The organism is Alcaligenes sp. MMA, from assembly GCF_020907215.1.
GTDB lineage: Bacteria > Pseudomonadota > Gammaproteobacteria > Burkholderiales > Burkholderiaceae_B > Alcaligenes > Alcaligenes aquatilis.
Genome location: NZ_JAJJPP010000004.1, coordinates 82,756 through 100,627, shown reverse-complemented (window position 1 = coordinate 100,627; position 17,872 = coordinate 82,756). Strand labels below are relative to the sequence as shown.

Here is a 17,872-nt window from a genome sequence, read left to right as displayed (position 1 = left end):
TCAGAACTCCTTGATGCTGTCGTTGGATTCCACGCGGTTCGGAATGAACAATTGGCGCAGGGCAGCCAGGCCCAGCAAAGTACCACCCAGCGGAATCATGCCGTACGCCATCCACAGGGGGAAACGCAGCATGGACGATGAGCGGTAGTTGCGGGCAAGGGCCGTTTCCACTACCGAAATACCGGCCCATAGCAGCACCAAGCAGAAAAACAGAATGCACAGTTGCGACACGCAGGAGGCCAGGCGCTGGCCGCGTGGAGAAAACTTCTGATGGAAAGCCTCCACGCTGACGTGGCGGTTTTCCAGATGGACCCAGCCTATGGACAGCCAGGAGCAGATCAGCAGCAAATAGACACATATTTCAGTGATATAGATGCTGGGACTGTTAAAGACATAGCGAGCGATAACGCCGTAGGTGCAGGCAAGCATCAATGCAGCCAGCGCGATTTCGGCTACAAAAATGGCGACTCGGTTGCTGCCATGCGCAAAGGCACCCAGGAAATGAGTAAGTGAATTCATGGTGTCTCCACACGAGGGCTGCACGCCAGCACTTCATACTGGCGTGCATTCACGCGTGATCAGGGCTGGCGGGTTTTCTCGATCAGGTCCAGGTAGGCAGGACCGTTATCAACCTGCTTGCTCCACTCGTCAATAGCGGGACGGGTCAGTTTGCGCATCTCGTCCAGTTGTGCAGGTTCAATGCGGTTGATGGTTACACCGGCTTGTTGGTAGCGCGTCAGAGCCTGGTCTACAAAGGCGTTAACACGTTCAAACTGCTCTTGGTCCCGTTGGTGAGCGGCCTTGCGGATGATCTCTTGCAGATCAGGTGGCAGGGACTCCCACTTTTTACGGTTGATGGTCAGCACGGACACGTCGATACCAAAGTTGGCGATGGAAAGGTACTTGGCGACTTCGTACAGATTGCGGCCAATACCGGTCAGCAATGGGCGTGGGGTCGCGTCGATTACACCGCGGTCAAAGGCCAGGTATAGCTCGGAAGACGGCATACCGGTAGGCGAGCCGCCCAGCAATTGCAGTGCGCGTGCGTCCATGGAGCTGGTCGAGGCCCAGACTTTACCCTTGGCATCAGCGGCCGAATTGATGGGGGACTTGCGGCTGTAGAACTCGTACGGATCCCAGGGAGCCAGGCCCAGCACAACGGCATCGTGCGTGTCGCGCAGCTCCTGCTCGGCACCTAGCTTGAACAGGCCCTGGTCCAGGGCGCGCTTTAGGTGAGCCGTGCTGTCAAACAGAAATGGCAGGGTGAAAATGTTCAGCGCAGGTATGGTACCGCTGGGGTAGGTGCTGGTCATGTTGATGATGTCCACGTCACCACGCGACAGGGCAGGCAGTTCCTCGTAGCCGTCAAACAACTGGCCGGAATGGAACACATTGATCTTGATGCGGCCCTGGCTTTCTTTTTCTACGTTCTGAACGAAGTTCTCGATGGGTTTCCAGGCGTATTCGTAAGCCGGTGGCAGGTAGGTTGAAAAGGTCAGCTCGACTTCTTGGGCGTGCGCAGGCGAGATGCCCAGCGTCAGGGTGCAGGCGGCCAGAGCCGCTGTCAGGGCTTTTTTCATGAATGTCTCCTGTGGTTTCTTTTTTTGTGTGGCGTTAAAGCGTGTGTAAATGGGCGATCAAGTTGGCCGAGGGCAGTACTTCGGCGTATTTGCTGGCCATATCGACCAGATTGCTGCGGTGTTGGGCTGGTGAGCGGTCAGCTACCGCATCTTCAGCCACGAACGGGGCAAATCCTGATTGCAGGCTGTCTACCACGCTGGCACGCACGCAACCGCTGGTGGTGGCGCCGGTCACAATCAGCATGTCGCAGCCTTGATGGGCCAGCAAGGCGGGCAGTGGCGTGCCATAAAAGGCGGAGGCCTGGGTCTTGTACAGGATGATGTCTTGTGCAGGGTCGTAATCGAGCCGTGGATCCAGCTCACAGGCCGAGGAGCCGCGCAGCAGGCAGCGCAATGACGAAGCCTTGGTCAGCCACAGATTGGCGTCGGCCAGATGAGCTTCGTAGCCAATGATGGTGAAAATAACGCGGCCCTTGCCACGCATGGCGCCGATCAAGGCATTGGTTTGCTCGATCTGGCTGTCGCAGTTTGATGCCAGTGGTGTCAGACCAGGCTCTGTAAAACCGCGTTGAAAGTCGATAACGACCAAAGCTGGCTGTTGCCCCAAGGGCAGGGTGCCGTCAAACCCCCCTTTCAGATTGTCGCTGTCGCGCATTTGTTCTCCCTTTACTATTTTTCCCCGATTTAAATAATCAGGTTCCGTATTATTTGTGTAGTCTGTCATCGCTAATGACGTGAGTACAGCGTCAAAATACGATGGTGCTATCGCAATTTATGATGGTAAGGCGCTTGTCGATTCGCCTCTCCTAGGATGGAATACCGGCTTATGAACATCGATCCCAAATCTTTGCGACTATTTTTGTTGGTGCTGGAACGCGGCACCATCTCGGGGGCGGCCGAGCAGTTTCACATTGCGCCTGCGGCAGTCAGCAAGCGCCTTAGCGATCTGGAGCAGCAATTAGGCGCGGCTTTGATCGAGCGTAGCAATAAAGGTGTGTATCCGACCGCAGCAGGTAAATCGCTGGCCGCCATGGCTCAGCGTTTGCTCGATGATATGGACGCCATGGGGGCCTTGATGCGTGACTTTGCCGGAGGGGCTACCGGCAATGTGCGGATTGCGGCGAACCTGTCCTCCATCACGCAATTTCTGCCGCAGGCCCTAAGCTCTTTTATGGCGCGTCATCCTAAAGTGCGGGTGTCGTTGGAGGAGCGGATCAGTGCCGGAGTCGCGCAGGCGGTGGCTGACAATAATGCGGATCTGGGTGTGTTGATTCGAGGCGTAGGTAGTGCTGAGGTGGAGTACTACGACTACCGTCAGGACCAGTTGGTTTTGCTGGTGTCGGCGAATCATCCATTGGCTGGACGGAACGAGCTGGCCTTTAGTGAAACGCTGGATTTTGACTATGTCGGGATGCATACCGGCAGTCACCCCAATCTTTTGCTGTTACGTGCTGCCAGCGAGCTGGAGCGTACCTGGCGTTGCCGTGTACAGGTAACCAGCTATGATGCCCAATGCCGCATGATTGAGGCCGGTCTTGGCATTGGTGTGCTGCCGCGCTCTGTGGCGCAATCCTATGTGCAAAGCCTGGGCCTGGTGATGTGTGTGATCAAGGAACCTTGGACGGCTCGTCGTGTCGCCTTGTGTGTGCGTAGCCGTTATAGCTTGTCGCCCGCTGCGCGCTTGTTGATGGACCACTTGTTGCAGAATTGATGCGTTTGTCGGTGTTGGGCCAGCCTGCAAAGGCAGGCGGAAAGCGCTTCTTGGATATATGTTGGCGTGATAGCTTTCTTAATGAGAATGACTCTTGATATTTTTATGTTTCTTGATAATAATAGTTCTCATGTTTATCTGCATATGTAACGCGATCACCGAGCGTCAAGTACAAGAAGCTGTACGTGGCGGCGCTTCCAGCCTGGCAGACCTGCAAGGTCAGCTTGGCGTGGCGTCTTGCTGTGGCTGCTGCGCCGAGACTGCTCAGGATTATTTGCCCGGCGGGCGCTATGCCAATCAAAGCATGATTGCTAGCCTTGAAACCGCCCGGGTGGATTACGCTGCCAACGACAGCCTGATCCCTGCCCCTGAGTTCGGCCGCCTTGTTTGTCGCGCCTAAGCGCGTGTTTTTGATCAGGATTTCACATTCCCGCTGTTGCTAGTGGGAATGATTGTTATTGTTCCTGCTACTAACCCAAAAGTGCAACGCTTTCTGGGTGCTTCTTTGTTTTTTAAGCCATTGCCCATGCGTGCATGGTAGCCTGTCACATTCACCCCCCACTGTGTTTTTGCCTATATCGCGCTTGTGTGCGATCACTGGCGGAAGTAGCGTTTGTGGGGGCTCGGCGGCTCCTTGGGGGGAGCGCCGTCAGATTTACAGGAGAACAGCATGTTTGGCGATAAAGTGGTAATTCAGCATCTGAACAAGCAGCTAAAGAACGAACTAACAGCAATCAATCAATACTTCTTGCACGCTCGCATGTTGAACCATTGGGGCTTTAACAAGCTGGGCAAACATGAGTATGACGAGTCCATCGGCGAGATGAAGCACGCCGATATGCTGATCGAACGTATCTTTATGTTGGACGGCCTGCCCAACCTGCAGGACATGCACAAGATCATGATCGGTGAGAACGTGCCTGAACTGCTGGGCTGTGACTTGAAGCTGGAACAGGCTGCCCGTCAGACGGTGGTGGAAGCGATTGAGTACTGTGAGTCCACCCGCGATTATGTCTCGCGTGATTTGTTTTTGAAGATTTTGGACGATACCGAAGAACACATCGATTGGCTGGGTACACAGCTGGAGCTAATCGAAAAAGTGGGACTGCAGAACTACCTGCAATCACAGATGGGCGATCACGGCGAGTAAGCTTGCTGGTTGCTCAGACAATAAAAAGCACCCGTTCTCTAACGGGTGCTTTTTTATTTTCCCTGCCATTCGCAGTGCGCGGCCTTGGACGTGAAGTGCTTAAGGGTAAAGGGTGGTAGTGGTCAAAAAAACGCGGCTGTTTCTTTAGAAGGATTTTTTTGGACAGCCAGGAACCTTGCCCCATGCATCGTTTGGACCGCAATATTTATTCCGGGCGTCCCAGGAGCAACTTGGGCGATCAAAAAATCCTTTTTGGCTACAGGCATTTAACTCTTGCTGCAGTTGTGCCTGCCAGGCGCCGCCATTGTTGCTGGCCACTTGAATATCTTGTGGTGGTGGTGGCGGTGGTGTGCCGACATCGACCGGCTGAATGGGCTCGGTGCCACCCAGATTCACGCGGGCAATTCCTTGCAACTCCCGGTTCTGCTCAGCCATGGCGATTTGTATCGCCTGCTCCAGCGAAATGGAGGTTGTGGCCAAAGCAATGGGAGGCTGCTCTTCAGTAAGGGTAGACGTGTCGATTTCCCAAGCAATCGGCGTTGGGGCTTGTGGCACGCCTAAGCGACCGTTGATCAAGGGTTGTGGCGGCTGGGCGGTAAAGGGCTTGCCATCGGCATCGAGCGTAGGCAGATCGGACGGATCAGGCGTACTGACCACCATAGACTTCTCTGGGCCGTGCGCGATGAGCCAGTTCCCCAGTTCCAGGCCGCCCCACACTGAGGCACCTGCGGCCAGCAGCAAGACAGCAATGATAAAACGCCAGGGCATAAGCGATGTCTCGGTTTTGAGTCAGGAGCGATCCGATGGGTCGGATGCGCGTTATTAAAAGAAAAGAGCCGTCATTGTAGCGAAATGTCGGCCCTGTTCTTGTGACAGAATTAGACGGCATCCCCGAAAACGTGTCCACCGTGTTCACGTAATGCGTGAAATTCAATGCCTGGATTGAGCTCCTGAGCCACACGCAGTTGCGCAGGCGATGTTGCTAAAAAGGCAATGGCCTCGACCACGTCATAGGCAATATTGCCGGCGTTGGTCTCGATAAACTTCTTCATGTCTTTAGGGTCTTTGGCGGTGACCCAACGAGCCAGGTTAAAGCGGCTGGACGATAGGCGTGCTTCCACACCGTATTCGGTTTTCAGGCGGTGTGCCACCACTTCAAACTGCAGTTGGCCGACAGCACCCAGGAGCATCATGCCGCCTGCCATATGGGGACGGAACACCTGAATGGCGCCCTCTTCACCCAGTTGGGTCAGGCCGGTACGCAACTGTTTAGTGCGCAAAGGATCTTTGACCTCAATGGACTGGAACAGTTCAGGGGCAAAGAACGGCAAGCCGGTGAACTGCAGGTTTTCGCCTTCAGTCAGCACGTCGCCCAATTGCAGGATGCCGTGATTGGGGACACCGATGATGTCACCGGCAAAGGCATCGTCCAGCAGTTCACGACGTTGCGACAGGAAGGACACCACGTTGTTGGGGCGAATTTCCTTGCCAGTACGTGACACTTTCAGTTTCATGCCGCGCTTGAAATGGCCCGAGCTGACGCGCACAAAGGCCACGCGGTCACGGTGGGCGGGGTCCATATTGGCTTGTACCTTGAACACCACACCACTGAACTTGGGTTCGTCGGGCTGCACTTCGCGCTGCAAGGCGGCGCGTGGACCTGGAGAAGGGGCCAGGTCAACCAGCGCGTCCAGCACTTCCTGCACACCAAAGTTATTGATGGCCGAGCCAAAGAAAACAGGCGTTTGCTGGCCAGCCAGGAACATTTCCAGGTCGAACTCTGGGGCGGCGGCGTTGAGCAGCTCAATCTCTTCCTGTGCCTTTTCAAAGGGTTCGCCAAAACGCTCGGCAATCACGGGGTTGTCCAGGCCGGGGATGATTTCATCCTGGCCATGGCGTTCCTGACCGGGTTTGAACACACGCATATGATTGGCGCGCAGATTGAACACACCGCCAAAGCGACGTGCCATCCCGATAGGCCAGGAAAAAGGCACTACTTCCATACCCAGGTGCGACTCAATTTCCGACAGCACATCCAGCGGCTCTTGAACTTCGCGGTCCAGCTTGTTCACAAAGGTGATGATGGGCGTATTGCGAGCCCGGCACACTTGCAAGAGGCGGATGGTCTGCGGTTCCACACCGTTGGCCGCGTCAATCACCATCAAGGCGGCGTCCACAGCGGTCAGCACACGGTAGGTATCTTCCGAGAAGTCCTGGTGACCAGGGGTGTCGAGCAAGTTGATCACGCAGTCGCGGTACTCCATCTGCATGACCGAGGAGGCCACCGAAATACCACGTTGTTTTTCAATTTCCATCCAGTCCGAAGAGGCGTGGCGGCTGGCTTTACGGGCCTTGACGCTCCCTGCAATCTGAATCGCACCTGCGAACAGCAGCAGTTTTTCAGTCAGTGTGGTCTTACCCGCGTCAGGGTGCGAAATGATGGCAAAGGTGCGGCGTTTCTTGACTTCAGAGCGTATGTCACCGGACGACATTGAAAATCCTTGTGGCAGCGCCAGTCTGGCGCGTGGAAAACAGTGAGCGAATTATCCGTAAAGCAGGGCTTGGGGGCAAGTTGATGCGTGCACAAGGCTAACGCGACACGCCGGCCAATACCGTCCCTGCCAAGATAAATAGCGAACCGAATACGCGGTTCAGCAGCCGTACGTGGCTGGCCTGACGGAGCAAATGCAACATGCGTGCGGCCAGCGAGGTGTAGCAACCCATGGCCACCAGATCCGTAAAGCACAGGGTCATGGCGATCAGCAGGTATTGCAGTGGCATGGGCCGATTCAAGTCCAGAAACTGGGGCATGATGGCCAGCAGAAATATCAGCCCCTTGGGGTTGGTGATATTGATCAGACAACCACGAAGCAATAGATCACGAATGCGAAAATCGCTGGGTGCCTGGCCTGTGACCTGCACCGGCATGGCGTCAGTGCGTAATTGCTTCCAGCCCAGATAAATCAGGTACGCCGCGCCCAGCCACTTAAGCGTGGTGAACGCCAGTTCCGAGCGCGCCAGGACTTGTCCAAGCCCCAGGCTGATGATGAATATCTGGATCATGATTCCGATATTCAGGCCAATCGCCATCCAATACCCACGTTTGAAGCCGTATTTCAGGCCCGAGGACATGGAGGAGATCGCGCCGGGACCGGGTGAGAAGGAAATGACCCAGGAAGCCGCGAAAAAGGCGAGCCAGGTGCTCAGTGCCATGGTGTGCTCGGTTCAAAGGCGGGCGCTGTGCCCGCCTTTGGCAGGCACAGCCCCTTTTGCAGGGTTTAGGCTTTGGCTTGGGCGGCGCTGCGGTTGCTGCGGTTCGGGCCACGGCTGTCCTGACGACCACCAGGGCGGCCTTGACCGGCACGGGCAGCACCACCACCTGCACCACCAGGAGCGGCGCTGCGACGTGGACGGTTGTCATTGCCAGGACGGCGTGGACGGCTTTCGCCATTACCACCACGGCCTTCAGGCGAGCGAGCCTGACCACCACCGCCACCCGAACGGCGAGCACCTGCTGGAGCACGAGCACCAGGGCCAGGAGCGCTGTGGAAACGGCGCTCTGCGTAGGTGTCTTCCTTGGCTTCTTCAGCCAGAGCAGCACGCGAGGGAGGCGTCCAGCCTTCCACCACGATGCGCTCGATAGGATTGCGGGTCATGCGCTCGATCTGCTTGAGCAAACGCATTTCGCTGCGATCGACCAGCGACAGGGCCACGCCTTCGCTACCGGCACGGCCAGTACGGCCAATACGGTGAACGTAATCTTCAGGCACGTTAGGCAGTTCGAAGTTCACCACGTAAGGCAGTTGATCAATGTCCAGACCACGTGCGGCGATGTCGGTGGCAACCAGCACCACAACCTTGCCGTTCTTGAAGCCGGCCAGCGCACGGGTACGAGCCGCCTGGCTCTTGTTGCCGTGCAGGGCTTCAGCCGCCATACCGTCTTTGGACAGTTTTTCGGCCAAACGGTTGGCGCCGTGCTTGGTGCGGCAGAACACCAGCACCTGGTTCCAACTGCTTTCGCGGATGATGTGGCTTAGCAGGTCACGTTTGTGTGCCTGGTCAGCCAGAATCACTTGCTGGGTAATCAGTTCATTGGTGGTGTTGCGAGCAGCAACAGCCACTTCGACCGGGTTGTTCAGCGAGCTGCGGGCCAGCTCACGGATTTCGTCCGAGAAGGTAGCCGAGAACAGCAGGGTCTGACGCTCAACGGGCATCAGGCTGATGATCTTGCGAATGTCGCGGATAAAGCCCATGTCCAGCATGCGGTCGGCTTCGTCCAGCACCAGAATTTCCACGCCAGTCAGGTCTACCGTGCGTTGACGCACGTGATCCAGCAAACGGCCAGGGGTCGCGACCAGAATGTCCAGTGGCTTGCGCAGGGCATGGAACTGGGGGTTGATGTTCACGCCACCAAACATGACCATCGAGCGCAGACGGGTGTGCTGGCTGTACAAACGTACCGATTCTTCAACCTGGGCGGCCAGTTCACGGGTAGGAGCCAGGATCAGCGCACGTGGGCGGCCTGGTTTACGATTTTGCTGAGGGTTGTTCAGCAGACGGTGCAAGATAGGCAGGGTAAAGCCTGCGGTCTTGCCAGTGCCGGTTTGAGCAGCGGCCAACAGGTCACCACCTTCAATGACCTTAGGGATAGCCTGGGCCTGAATAGGGGTGGGGTGGGTATAGCCTGCGTCGGTTACAGCACGCAACAGAGGTTCTGCCAGCTCAAGAGAGGCAAAAGTGATTTGAGAGTCCAAGAATTTTCCAGTGACTAGCCCAAAAGCCCTCTTTGGGGCCCTACCAATCCAGGCTAAGGTATTTTGTTTATGGCGACGATGCCACGGCAGGGGCAAGAACGCCGCCTGCTGCAAGAGGCGCAGTGATTGGTGCGCTGCGCAATCAGCCATTATAGCGTGAAATCAGTAAAAATCCTCATTGACCATCTTGTATCATTTTGAGTGGTCGCGTTAAAACAACCTGTTTCAAGCATCAAAGGTCAGGCTTGCTGCGTAGCCGGATTTGACAGAAATTGTTAAGCGCCATCATAGACGCACTTGTTATGCGGCGGGACGCGGTTTACGCTGGGCGTGCACGCACTGCCGGGCTCGGTTTGGCAGGTGCCCGAGCGAATGGGTTAGAACCCTTTTTTGTTGTTTATCTGCTTATTTTTGCAGGAAAAAATCATGACATCATGGATACGATGGGTCTTTATCAGCAGTGTAGCGGTCTTGCTCTCTGGTTGTGGGTATAACGAGATCCAGCGCCTGGACGAGCAGGTCAAGGCTGCTTGGTCGCAAACCTTGAATCAATACGAGCGCCGGGCCGAACTGGTGCCCAAACTGGTCAGCTCGGTCAATGCCTATATGGTTAACGAGCGCGCGGTGCTCACCCAAGTCACTGAGGCTCGCGCCAAGGTCGGCACGATTCAGATGAAAGTGGATGATCTGGACAACCCCGAAGTCATGGCGCGTTTCCAGCAAGCCCAGAACCAGTTGTCCTCGGCCTTGTCGCGTTTGATTGCCGTCTCGGAAAACTACCCACAACTGAAAAGCGACGGCCTGTTCCGTGATTTGATGACACAGCTTGAAGGCACGGAAAACCGTATCGCTACCGAGCGTGGCCGTTATGTACAGGCTGTGCAGGAATACAACCTGTTCATTCGTCAGTTCCCTACCCTGATTACCGCCAAGCTATTTGGTTACAAGGTCAAGGAAAACTACGGTGTGGATCGTCAAAGCGAGATCACGCGGGATCCCGAGGTCAAGTTTGATATCCCTGCGACCCCTGCTCCTGCCGGGTCTTGATTAATTCTGGAGGTGGCACCATGAGCGTGCACGATCTTGCACGGACTGCTGGGCCTGGGTCTGCACGTTCTGGCAGGCTGGTCTGGGTTTGTGGCTGGTTGATGGCACTGCTGTTCTTGTGCTGGCCCTGGGCACAAGCGCATGCCAAACCCGAGCCTATTCCCGCCATTGCGGGTTGGGTGACCGATACCACGGGCACCTTGAGTCCGGATCAAAAAGACGCCCTGAACCAGCAGCTCAAGGCGGTGGAGCAGGAAAAAGGCGCACAGGTGGTCATTTTGATGGTGCCCACCACGGGCGACGAAACCATCGAGCAATACGCCTTGCGTGTTTTTGATCAGTGGGAAATTGGCCGCAAAAAAGTGGATGACGGCATCTTGCTGCTGGTGGCCAAGGACGATCGCCGCATGCGTATCCAGACCGGCTACGGCTTGGAAGGCGCAGTGACCGATTTGCAGGCTGGCCGCATCATTCGCGAACAGATGACGCCTCGTTTTATGGAAGGCAATTTCTACGCTGGTATTCAGGCTGCTGCCGATAGTCTGGTGGGCTTGGTCAATGGTGAAGAGCTTCCCCCTCCCCCTAAGGATGCGCCTGTTACTTCGTCAGGTGAAGAAGGCGTGTTCTGGGAGCCTTTGCTGGCTGTGGGGGCAATTGTGTTTTTTGCCTCTCCCTTGTTTGCTGCTTTTGCCGCAGGCGTCTTTACCCTGATTGTCTCGGGCAGTATTGGCTTGGCCTTGTTGGCTGCTGTTGTGGGCGCTGGATTGAGCCTGATTGGCCGACTCTTTGGTGCGGGCGGTAAGTCCAGTTCCGGGCGTGCCTCGCGCCGTGGTGGCGTCATTGGAGGGTTGGGCGGTTATTCTTCCGGTGGCTTTGGTGGAAATGGTAGCAGTGGCGGGGGCTTCGGTGGTTTTGGCGGAGGCAGCGGCGGCGGTGGTGGCGGTAGCGGAGGCGGTGGCGCTTCCGGTAGTTGGTAAGGCCACAGGGGAGCGATATGAGTGTGAATTGGAAAGAACTCTCGGGCTGGGCGTCGGTGCAAGGTCAGTGGCTGCGCCGTCGTTATTTCAATGCTGAAATGCTGGGCCATCTGGCTGAACAGATCCGAAAAGGTGAAGAGGATCATAGCGGTGAGCTGGTCGTCGCCATTGAAGCCGTTTTGCCCGCCCATGAAGCCGACAGCGCCCAACGTGCTCTGGAGGTTTTTGGCCGTTTGCGTGTCTGGGATACGCCTTTGAATTCTGGCGTTTTGCTGTACCTGGCCTTGGGCCAACGCCGTATCCATATCATTGCGGACCGGGGTATCCAGGCCGATCCGGCGCAATGGGAACAGATATGTCGGCAACTGGAGAAAGATCTGGCCTCGCGCGAGTATTTGTCCGGCTTGCTGGGGGCGGTCAGTGCCATCGAAGCTGTCTTGCAAAAAGGTGCCCCGACGCAGACTCCGGGTGCGGCGGGCAATGCTTTGCCTGACGAACCGGTACTCCTTTAAGTGGTGGCCAGTGCCATGAAACCGTCTGAATCCGTCGGCTCCTGGCAGCAGCAAACTCTGGTGGAAGCCATACGTTTGCGCGAAACCCTGTGGGGCCCTATTGAGGACCTGTCTGAATCGCGCCGTGCGCGGGCGGCGGGTGGTTCATTTGCTCAACGTGTATCGGCACGCGCTTTGGCTCTGGCGCGGCGCGATGGGCTGGAACAAGCCTGGACGCGTTGGTGGCGTATGGCCCGCCTCCTGCTGATCGCCATGGCGGTGCTGGCTTTGTTGGCAGGCGCCGGGACCGCTGCAGGAGCACTGGGCGATGGCAGTCGAGCCGTGAATGTATTGACGGCCTTGGGGGCTTTGCTGGGTTTGCACGCGCTGACCTTTATTTTCTGGCTGTTCAGCTTGTTCTGGTCCGGCAAAAGCGCTGGCACGGGCAGTTGGGCCAGTGATGCCTGGTGGTGGCTAAGTCGCCGCTTCGTCAAAGGCGATGCCAGTCTGGTACCCCAGGCTTTTGCCGCCGTACTGGCACGCCGAGGTAGCCAGTCCTGGCTAGCGGGTCTGATCAGCCATAGCTTGTGGGTGCTGGCCTTTTTGTCGGCCTTGAGCACCCTGCTGTTATTGCTGGCTTCGCGCCGCTATCACTTCAATTGGGAAACCACGCTTTTGACGCCAGATAGCTTTGTCTGGCTGGTTGAAGGCCTGGGTGCCCTGCCGTCCTTATTGGGCTTTGCCCAGCCCGATACCTTCACCATACGTAGCAGCGATGGTCTGCAAGTGCTGGATGCCCAGGCTCAGGCCCTGTGGTCCAGTTGGCTGTTGGGCGCGGTGGTCACCTATGGTTTGCTGCCTCGTGTGCTGGCCTTGGCCTGGAGCCTGTGGCAATGGCGTAAACATACGGCTCGCTTGAGTCTGGACGACAGCCTGCCGGGCCTGGCAGAGTTGCGTCCGCGCTTGATGCCAGCCAGCGAACCGACGGGCGTGGATGAATTGGCATCGCCCGACAGGGTGGCTCGCATTCAAAGTCAGCCCAGCACGCCTTTGACCGCTAATGCGCTGTGCGTGGTGGGGCTGGAGTTGCCGCCAGAACATAGCTGGCCACCTGCTTTCGTGCAGACACAGATGCAGGACTTGGGCCGGGTGGATTCGCGCGCTGAGCGCCTGGAGATTCTGGGGCGCTTGCAGTCGGCCAGTCCTCGCCATTTGTTGATGGTATGTGATGCCGCCCAGACGCCGGACCGTGGTGTGGTGGCAACGCTGGTTGAATGGGCACAGTTGGCCCAGCAATCCGATGTGGTGTTGCTGGACGACGCCTTGGCCGACCCGGACCAGACGCGCCGTCGCAGTTGGCATGAGCGCTTGGTGGCGGCAGGCTTTGCGCCTGGGCAGATTCACGATCAATGGCCAGACTTGTCTACGAAGGAGCCATCATGAGTGCTGCGGCTTTGACGCTGGCGGTGGTGGGTCACACCAATACGGGTAAAACCTCTTTGCTGCGTACCCTGACGCGGGATACGGAGTTTGGGCAGGTCAGCAATAGCCCTGGCACTACACGGCATGTGGAAGGAGCCAGACTAACGGTGGACGGCGAGGCCCTGGTGGAGCTGTTCGACACCCCCGGCCTGGAAGACAGCATGGCCTTGCTGGACTTTATGGATCAGCTCAGCCAGCCCGGTGAACGTATTGATGGACCGGAACGGATACGTCGTTTTCTGGAGTCCCCGGCGGCACAGGGCCGTTTCGAGCAGGAGGCCCGTGTGCTGCGCAAGTTGCAATCTTGCGATGCAGGTTTGTATGTGGTGGATGCGCGCGATCCTGTCTTGAGCAAGCATAAGGACGAGCTGACTTTGCTGGCCTATAGCGGGCGGCCTTTGTTGCCTGTGCTCAATTTCGTGCGTAGTCCGCAGGCGCGGGTACAGGAATGGCGCAGTGCGTTGGCACGTCTGGGGCTGCATGCCTTGGCGGAGTTCGATACGGTGGCACCGGCTTTGGATGGCGAGGCTTTACTGTACGACAAGCTTGCCGTTCTGCTGGAGACGCAGGCCGGAGTGTTGCAGCAGTTGAAAGTGGATTTGGCGCAGCAGGCGGTATTGCGGCGTCGAGACGCGATGCGGCTGCTGGCAGAATTGCTGGTGGATGTGGCGGCCTGGCGGGTCAGTACACCCTCGGACAAGGAGGCCATGGAACTGGCCGCGCAGCAGTTAAAGGAGCCGGTCTTGGCGCGCGAGGCCAAGAGTGTGCAGGCTTTGCTCAAGCGCTACAGCTTTGGCCGTCAGGATGTGGTGGCGGACCTGCTGCATTTTGACGGTGGTCGTTGGGGCATGGACTTGTTTGATCCCCAGGCCTTGAAGGAGTTTGGCGTGCAGTTGGGCAAGGGTGTGGCTGCCGGTGCCATGGCCGGCGCGACGCTGGATGTGATGACGGGCGGTCTGAGCTTAGGAACCGGGACGGTTCTGGGCGCCTTGGCAGGTGGTTTGTGGCAAGGCGCGGACAAATGGGGCCAGCGTTTGATGGGCAAGTTGCGGGGCGAGACTGAGCTTAGCGTGGATGATGCCGTCTTGCGTTTGCTGGCGGTGCGGCAGCTAAGCTTGATGGCGGCTTTGGAGCGACGCGGCCATGCCGCACAGACGCCGATTCGCCTGGGCGAGATTGATGCCGAGAATTTCGATCAGGCCTTGCAGCGGGAGTTGAATGTCTGGCGGGCACAAGGTCTGCCGGAGGAGCTGGCACAGGCACGGATTCATCCGGCCTGGTCGACTTTGCGAGCGGACTATGCGCCGGACTCACGGCGCGAAGCGTGTGTGCAGGGGTTGGTGCAGCGTCTGCTGGGGGCGCGCAATGCGCCTGGCGCTAATACTGTCGGGCGGCCGCAGGGATAGCCAGTCACGGCTTATTGCTTGTCTTCTTTCACTACGTGCGCGTAACAAACCGGCGAACTGGGTTCATTGCCGTCGTGTAGGCGATCCTCTTTGGCCAAAGCCTCGATCACAGCCTGTTTCAGCACCGTCAGATAGGAGGTTTGCGGGTCGTGGGTGGCGGTTAGCAATTGCAGCTCGCCTTGGCGGGCCAGTTTCATCAGGGGAAACAAGGCGTCGGGGTCGTGCTGCAGTTGTTCTTGATAGCGGTGCTGGAATTGCTCGGGGGAGATGGCGCCGCTATGAAAATTTTTGCGCAATTCGCTTGCCGGGCTGGCCTCGTGCAGCCACTGGATGTCGCCCAACTCGTCTTTGCTCAGACCGCGTGGCCAGAGACGGTCTGTGAGTACACGGGCCGCTTTGCCGGCAGGCTCATGGATGGCGTCGTAAATGCGACTTAAGGTGATCGTGTAGGGCATGACTGGCTCCGGGAGCGTCAGGCTTTGTGTGTTCAGGCGCTGGCGGTCAATGACACAGCGTCTGTTTTTTCTGTGAGTCAGGGTCGCGATAGCTACAGGTATCAGTGAATCGCGCCTTATGCAGACTGGCAGCCTTCCAGTAGTGTGTGGCCGTGGGGATGCTGCGGATTGCCAATCACATTAGCTGCAAGGCTGCGGTTTTGTATTTATACGGCGTTTTACGCTTTTTTGCTGACCAGTCCGTAGACAAAGAGGACGATGATGGCACCTACGATGGAGCCGATCCAGCCTGCGCCTTGCCCTGGCACGTACCAGCCCATGGCTTGTCCCAGATAACCTGCCACAAAGGCACCGACAATACCCAGGATGGTTGTCATTATCCATCCCATTTTTTGGTCGCCGGGCATGATGGCTCGTGCCAGCAAACCTACGATAAAGCCCACAATAATCATGGAGATAATACCCATCGTGCTACTCCTGTGCTGTGTGTCGGTCTGGGGTTCGGACCGCTCCGCTTATATTAGGTATGGAGTTTTTAGGCGTCTATCGTTTTGCGTTTTGGAAACAGAGAAAAACGTCAGGTTTTGTAAATGAAGGGCTTGTAATCCACTTCGTTATGTCGGGTGATTGTTGCCTGCATCTGGCTCGGCTTAATCCAGTAAGGCGGGTTTGCGTTTTTGTACCCACTGCGTGGCCTGCTCATATGCGTAGGGCAGTGACAGGGGGCTTTGCGTTTGGCAATCTAGCCCGACAGGGTCTGCGTATTGGCCATGATGATGTCTCGGGCCATACCCCGGTCGGGGGAGGTTGTTGCGAAGGCTTGGCGCTCTAAAGAAGGGGGCCTGCCTGCCAGCGACAGCAAGCCGGTGGTTGTTAAAACGTGGTGGCGCGTACCCGGCTGTGTCGGGGAAACAGCCATGGTTGTCTCCGGTGTTTTTATAGGCTTTCCAAGCGGTCGAGCATATTCTATGCAGGTACAATGCGCGGCTCAAACGCCAAAAAATCATCAAGTTGATGCGGTCTGTGCATAAGCCGGTTCAAGCGTCAGCAAGGGGACAAGCATGGGCTTTCGCAAGCTGCGGCATTTTGTGGCCGTTTGCGAACACGGTACGTTTGTCAGGTCGCACGCAATTGCCGGCCTTGGATATTGTTTATGATCTGGCGCGCCGTCTTTGCAGGGCTTAGGCTAAACGTCCTTTTTCTCGATCCGTCTTGTTTGGGGGTTTGCTGATGACGATTCCCTTGCCTACGCTGGACCTGCAGTCGCTTGATGCCGATCACGTTTTGCGCGCATTTATCGGTTGGTGGCCGGACGTACAAACCCGTGCCTGGCTGGCTGAACAGGCGCTGCAGGCGCATGCGATTTACGGCGGGCGCATGATGCAGCCCGATCACTTTCACTTAACACTGGCATTTCTGGATGGTAGCCGCGTGTCTGATCTGCAGACCTTGGCGACACAGATGGCGCAATGGCCGGTGCCGCAGATCAAGATGGACCTGACAATGCGTGATGTGTTTGAGAAACCGCGAGTGGTGTGGGCTGGGCCGGACGCGTCGCAAAGCCAGGCATTGACGGCCTTGCAGCAGTGGCACGAAGAGATTTGGGCCAAACTGATTGCCTTGGGCTGGACCCGGCAACCACGTCTTTTTCGTCCGCATGTCTCCTTGCTGCGCCATGCTCAGATTGCTGCTGGTCAGCCGCATGGCCATGCTTTGCCTATGCAGGCTTTTGTGGGGGATGGTGTGGGCCTGATTGTCTCTGTTCCTGGTGAACAGCGCAGTCAGTATCATCTGGCTGCCATGATCAAGCCCGAAAGGACAGGTGCATGAATATCCGCTTTTTGGAAACCTTTATCTGGATCGCTCGCTTGGGCAGTTTTCGTGCAGCCGCGAACAAGCAGCATTTGACGCAAGCGGCTGTTTCAGGGCGGATTGCGGCCCTGGAAAGTGAGTTTCAGAAAACCCTGTTTGAGCGCGGTCATCGTGATCTGCGCCTGACCCCGGCAGGACGCAAGCTGATGCAGTATGCCGAGCAGATGCTGGGTATGGAGCACGATTTGCGCGAGGCCCTGGCAGGCTCCAGCCGTTTAAGCGGCCGTATGCGCCTGGGTGTGGTCGAATCCATTGTGCATACCTGGTTCAAGGATTTGATTCGTCAGTTGCATGCCCTCTACCCCGAACTGGAAATAGAGCTGACCGCCGAATCCACCTTGCGCCTGCATGACTTGCTCAAGCGCGGCACCATTGATGTGGCCTTGCAGACCGACCCCATCATGGGGGATGGCATACGCAACCTGCCAATGGGCTCCATGCGCATGGGCTGGGTGTGCATGGCTGATGAATCCATGCCGGTACGTAGCGGCTTGCAGGAACTGGTGCAGCGTTGGCCTTTGGTGACGTTTCCCCGTGGCTCCCAGCCGCATCTGGCCTTGGTGCAATTGCTCGAACCCTTGCCGGTGGATCAGGCACGGATTCACTATGTCTCTTCGATTGCCGCCAGCACGCAATTGATTGAAGCTCAACCTTGCATTGCGACTTTGCCTTTGGCGGCAGTCAGCCGTCAGTTGGACAGTGGGCTGTATCAGGAGATTGTGTGTGAGCATGCCTTGCCCGACTTGCGCCTGGTCGCCAGTTGGCGGCCTGACCCTTTAACGCAGACCGCCCAGGCAGTGATTGGCGTGGCGCTGGAGCGCATGCATCATTTTGCGGCCGAGCATCCTGGACTGGCTTTACCCCCGCCAGACACGCGTGTCTTTGCCATTTAGCCTTTGAGGGTTTTCCCCTTGACTGTGCCTGTGTACGGATTGTCACCTTGCTTG

General features: G+C 57.1%; 20 protein-coding genes. 10 read left to right on the top strand and 10 right to left on the bottom strand.

Annotation, left to right across the window (positions count from 1 at the left end):
• Genes LNA76_RS16695 through LNA76_RS16685 form a run of 3 tightly spaced genes read right to left on the bottom strand, consistent with a single transcriptional unit; the run spans position 1 to position 2,235 of the window.
• Positions 1-519 (bottom strand): TRAP transporter small permease, encoded by a 519-nt coding sequence (locus tag LNA76_RS16695; RefSeq protein WP_094195256.1) that lies wholly within the window; start codon positions 517-519, stop codon positions 1-3.
• A 59-nt stretch (positions 520-578) separates the two neighbouring features.
• Entirely contained in the window at positions 579-1,580 is a 1,002-nt protein-coding gene (locus LNA76_RS16690) for a TRAP transporter substrate-binding protein (protein ID WP_094195257.1), read from the bottom strand.
• 34 nt (positions 1,581-1,614) lie between these two features.
• A complete protein-coding gene (locus LNA76_RS16685; RefSeq protein ID WP_125277880.1) occupies positions 1,615-2,235 on the bottom strand; it encodes an isochorismatase family protein in 621 nt (206 codons plus the stop codon).
• Positions 2,236-2,406: 171 nt separating this feature from the next.
• Between LNA76_RS16685 and LNA76_RS16680 the strand changes: the two genes are divergently transcribed.
• From LNA76_RS16680 to bfr, 3 genes are all read left to right on the top strand, one after another.
• The gene (locus LNA76_RS16680) at positions 2,407-3,291 is read left to right on the top strand and encodes a LysR family transcriptional regulator (RefSeq protein WP_094195259.1); all 885 of its coding nucleotides are present in this window, start codon (positions 2,407-2,409) and stop codon (positions 3,289-3,291) included.
• Positions 3,292-3,421: 130 nt separating this feature from the next.
• Positions 3,422-3,691, top strand: coding sequence for a (2Fe-2S)-binding protein (locus LNA76_RS16675; protein WP_094195260.1), 270 nt, complete (start codon positions 3,422-3,424; stop codon positions 3,689-3,691).
• Positions 3,692-3,961: 270 nt separating this feature from the next.
• Entirely contained in the window at positions 3,962-4,441 is a 480-nt protein-coding gene (gene bfr, locus LNA76_RS16670) for a bacterioferritin (RefSeq protein ID WP_094195261.1), read from the top strand.
• A gap of 144 nt (positions 4,442-4,585) precedes the next feature.
• On the opposite strand, the gene LNA76_RS16665 is transcribed toward bfr, so the two are convergent.
• The 4 genes from LNA76_RS16665 to LNA76_RS16650 all read right to left on the bottom strand — a co-directional run bounded on the left by LNA76_RS16665 (position 4,586) and on the right by LNA76_RS16650 (position 9,195).
• The gene (locus LNA76_RS16665; RefSeq protein WP_094195262.1) at positions 4,586-5,209 is read right to left on the bottom strand and encodes a hypothetical protein; all 624 of its coding nucleotides are present in this window, start codon (positions 5,207-5,209) and stop codon (positions 4,586-4,588) included.
• Between the two features lie 110 nt (positions 5,210-5,319).
• Entirely contained in the window at positions 5,320-6,933 is a 1,614-nt protein-coding gene (locus tag LNA76_RS16660; protein WP_094195263.1) for a peptide chain release factor 3, read from the bottom strand.
• A gap of 97 nt (positions 6,934-7,030) precedes the next feature.
• Positions 7,031-7,654 carry a LysE family transporter gene (locus LNA76_RS16655; protein WP_230019492.1) on the bottom strand — a complete coding sequence of 208 codons (624 nt, stop codon included), beginning with the start codon at positions 7,652-7,654 and terminating at the stop codon, positions 7,031-7,033.
• A gap of 65 nt (positions 7,655-7,719) precedes the next feature.
• Complete coding sequence (locus LNA76_RS16650) at positions 7,720-9,195, bottom strand: DEAD/DEAH box helicase (protein WP_230019491.1); 1,476 nt, start codon at positions 9,193-9,195, stop codon at positions 7,720-7,722.
• Between the two features lie 426 nt (positions 9,196-9,621).
• Here LNA76_RS16650 and LNA76_RS16645 point away from each other — a divergent pair, with 426 nt between their 5' ends.
• From LNA76_RS16645 to LNA76_RS16625, 5 genes are read left to right on the top strand one after another with little or no spacing between them, the layout of a single operon-like run.
• Entirely contained in the window at positions 9,622-10,242 is a 621-nt protein-coding gene (locus LNA76_RS16645) for a LemA family protein (protein ID WP_094195266.1), read from the top strand.
• 20 nt (positions 10,243-10,262) lie between these two features.
• On the top strand, positions 10,263-11,219 hold the full coding sequence (locus LNA76_RS16640) for a TPM domain-containing protein (RefSeq protein WP_230019490.1): 957 nt from the start codon (positions 10,263-10,265) through the stop codon (positions 11,217-11,219).
• 17 nt (positions 11,220-11,236) lie between these two features.
• Complete coding sequence (locus tag LNA76_RS16635; protein WP_094195268.1) at positions 11,237-11,731, top strand: TPM domain-containing protein; 495 nt, start codon at positions 11,237-11,239, stop codon at positions 11,729-11,731.
• Between the two features lie 15 nt (positions 11,732-11,746).
• Positions 11,747-13,153: a DUF2868 domain-containing protein gene (locus tag LNA76_RS16630; protein ID WP_230019489.1), complete on the top strand. Its 1,407-nt coding sequence runs from the start codon at positions 11,747-11,749 to the stop codon at positions 13,151-13,153.
• On the top strand, positions 13,150-14,598 hold the full coding sequence (locus LNA76_RS16625; RefSeq protein ID WP_121737685.1) for a DUF3482 domain-containing protein: 1,449 nt from the start codon (positions 13,150-13,152) through the stop codon (positions 14,596-14,598). The genes LNA76_RS16630 and LNA76_RS16625 overlap by 4 nt, the downstream gene beginning before the upstream one ends.
• A gap of 11 nt (positions 14,599-14,609) precedes the next feature.
• Here LNA76_RS16625 and LNA76_RS16620 read toward each other — a convergent pair whose 3' ends face one another.
• The 3 genes from LNA76_RS16620 to LNA76_RS16610 form a co-directional block, all read right to left on the bottom strand.
• Complete coding sequence (locus tag LNA76_RS16620; protein WP_230019488.1) at positions 14,610-15,053, bottom strand: DUF488 domain-containing protein; 444 nt, start codon at positions 15,051-15,053, stop codon at positions 14,610-14,612.
• Positions 15,054-15,271: 218 nt separating this feature from the next.
• Complete coding sequence (locus LNA76_RS16615; protein WP_123050762.1) at positions 15,272-15,520, bottom strand: GlsB/YeaQ/YmgE family stress response membrane protein; 249 nt, start codon at positions 15,518-15,520, stop codon at positions 15,272-15,274.
• 275 nt (positions 15,521-15,795) lie between these two features.
• The gene (locus LNA76_RS16610; protein WP_159063886.1) at positions 15,796-15,972 is read right to left on the bottom strand and encodes a hypothetical protein; all 177 of its coding nucleotides are present in this window, start codon (positions 15,970-15,972) and stop codon (positions 15,796-15,798) included.
• 311 nt (positions 15,973-16,283) lie between these two features.
• On the opposite strand from LNA76_RS16610, the gene thpR reads away from it, so the two are divergent.
• On the top strand, positions 16,284-16,883 hold the full coding sequence (gene thpR / locus LNA76_RS16605) for an RNA 2',3'-cyclic phosphodiesterase (RefSeq protein ID WP_230019487.1): 600 nt from the start codon (positions 16,284-16,286) through the stop codon (positions 16,881-16,883).
• Positions 16,880-17,818 carry a LysR family transcriptional regulator gene (locus tag LNA76_RS16600; RefSeq protein ID WP_230019486.1) on the top strand — a complete coding sequence of 313 codons (939 nt, stop codon included), beginning with the start codon at positions 16,880-16,882 and terminating at the stop codon, positions 17,816-17,818. Before thpR ends, LNA76_RS16600 begins: the two co-directional genes overlap by 4 nt.
• The last annotated feature ends 54 nt before the right edge of the window (positions 17,819-17,872 follow it).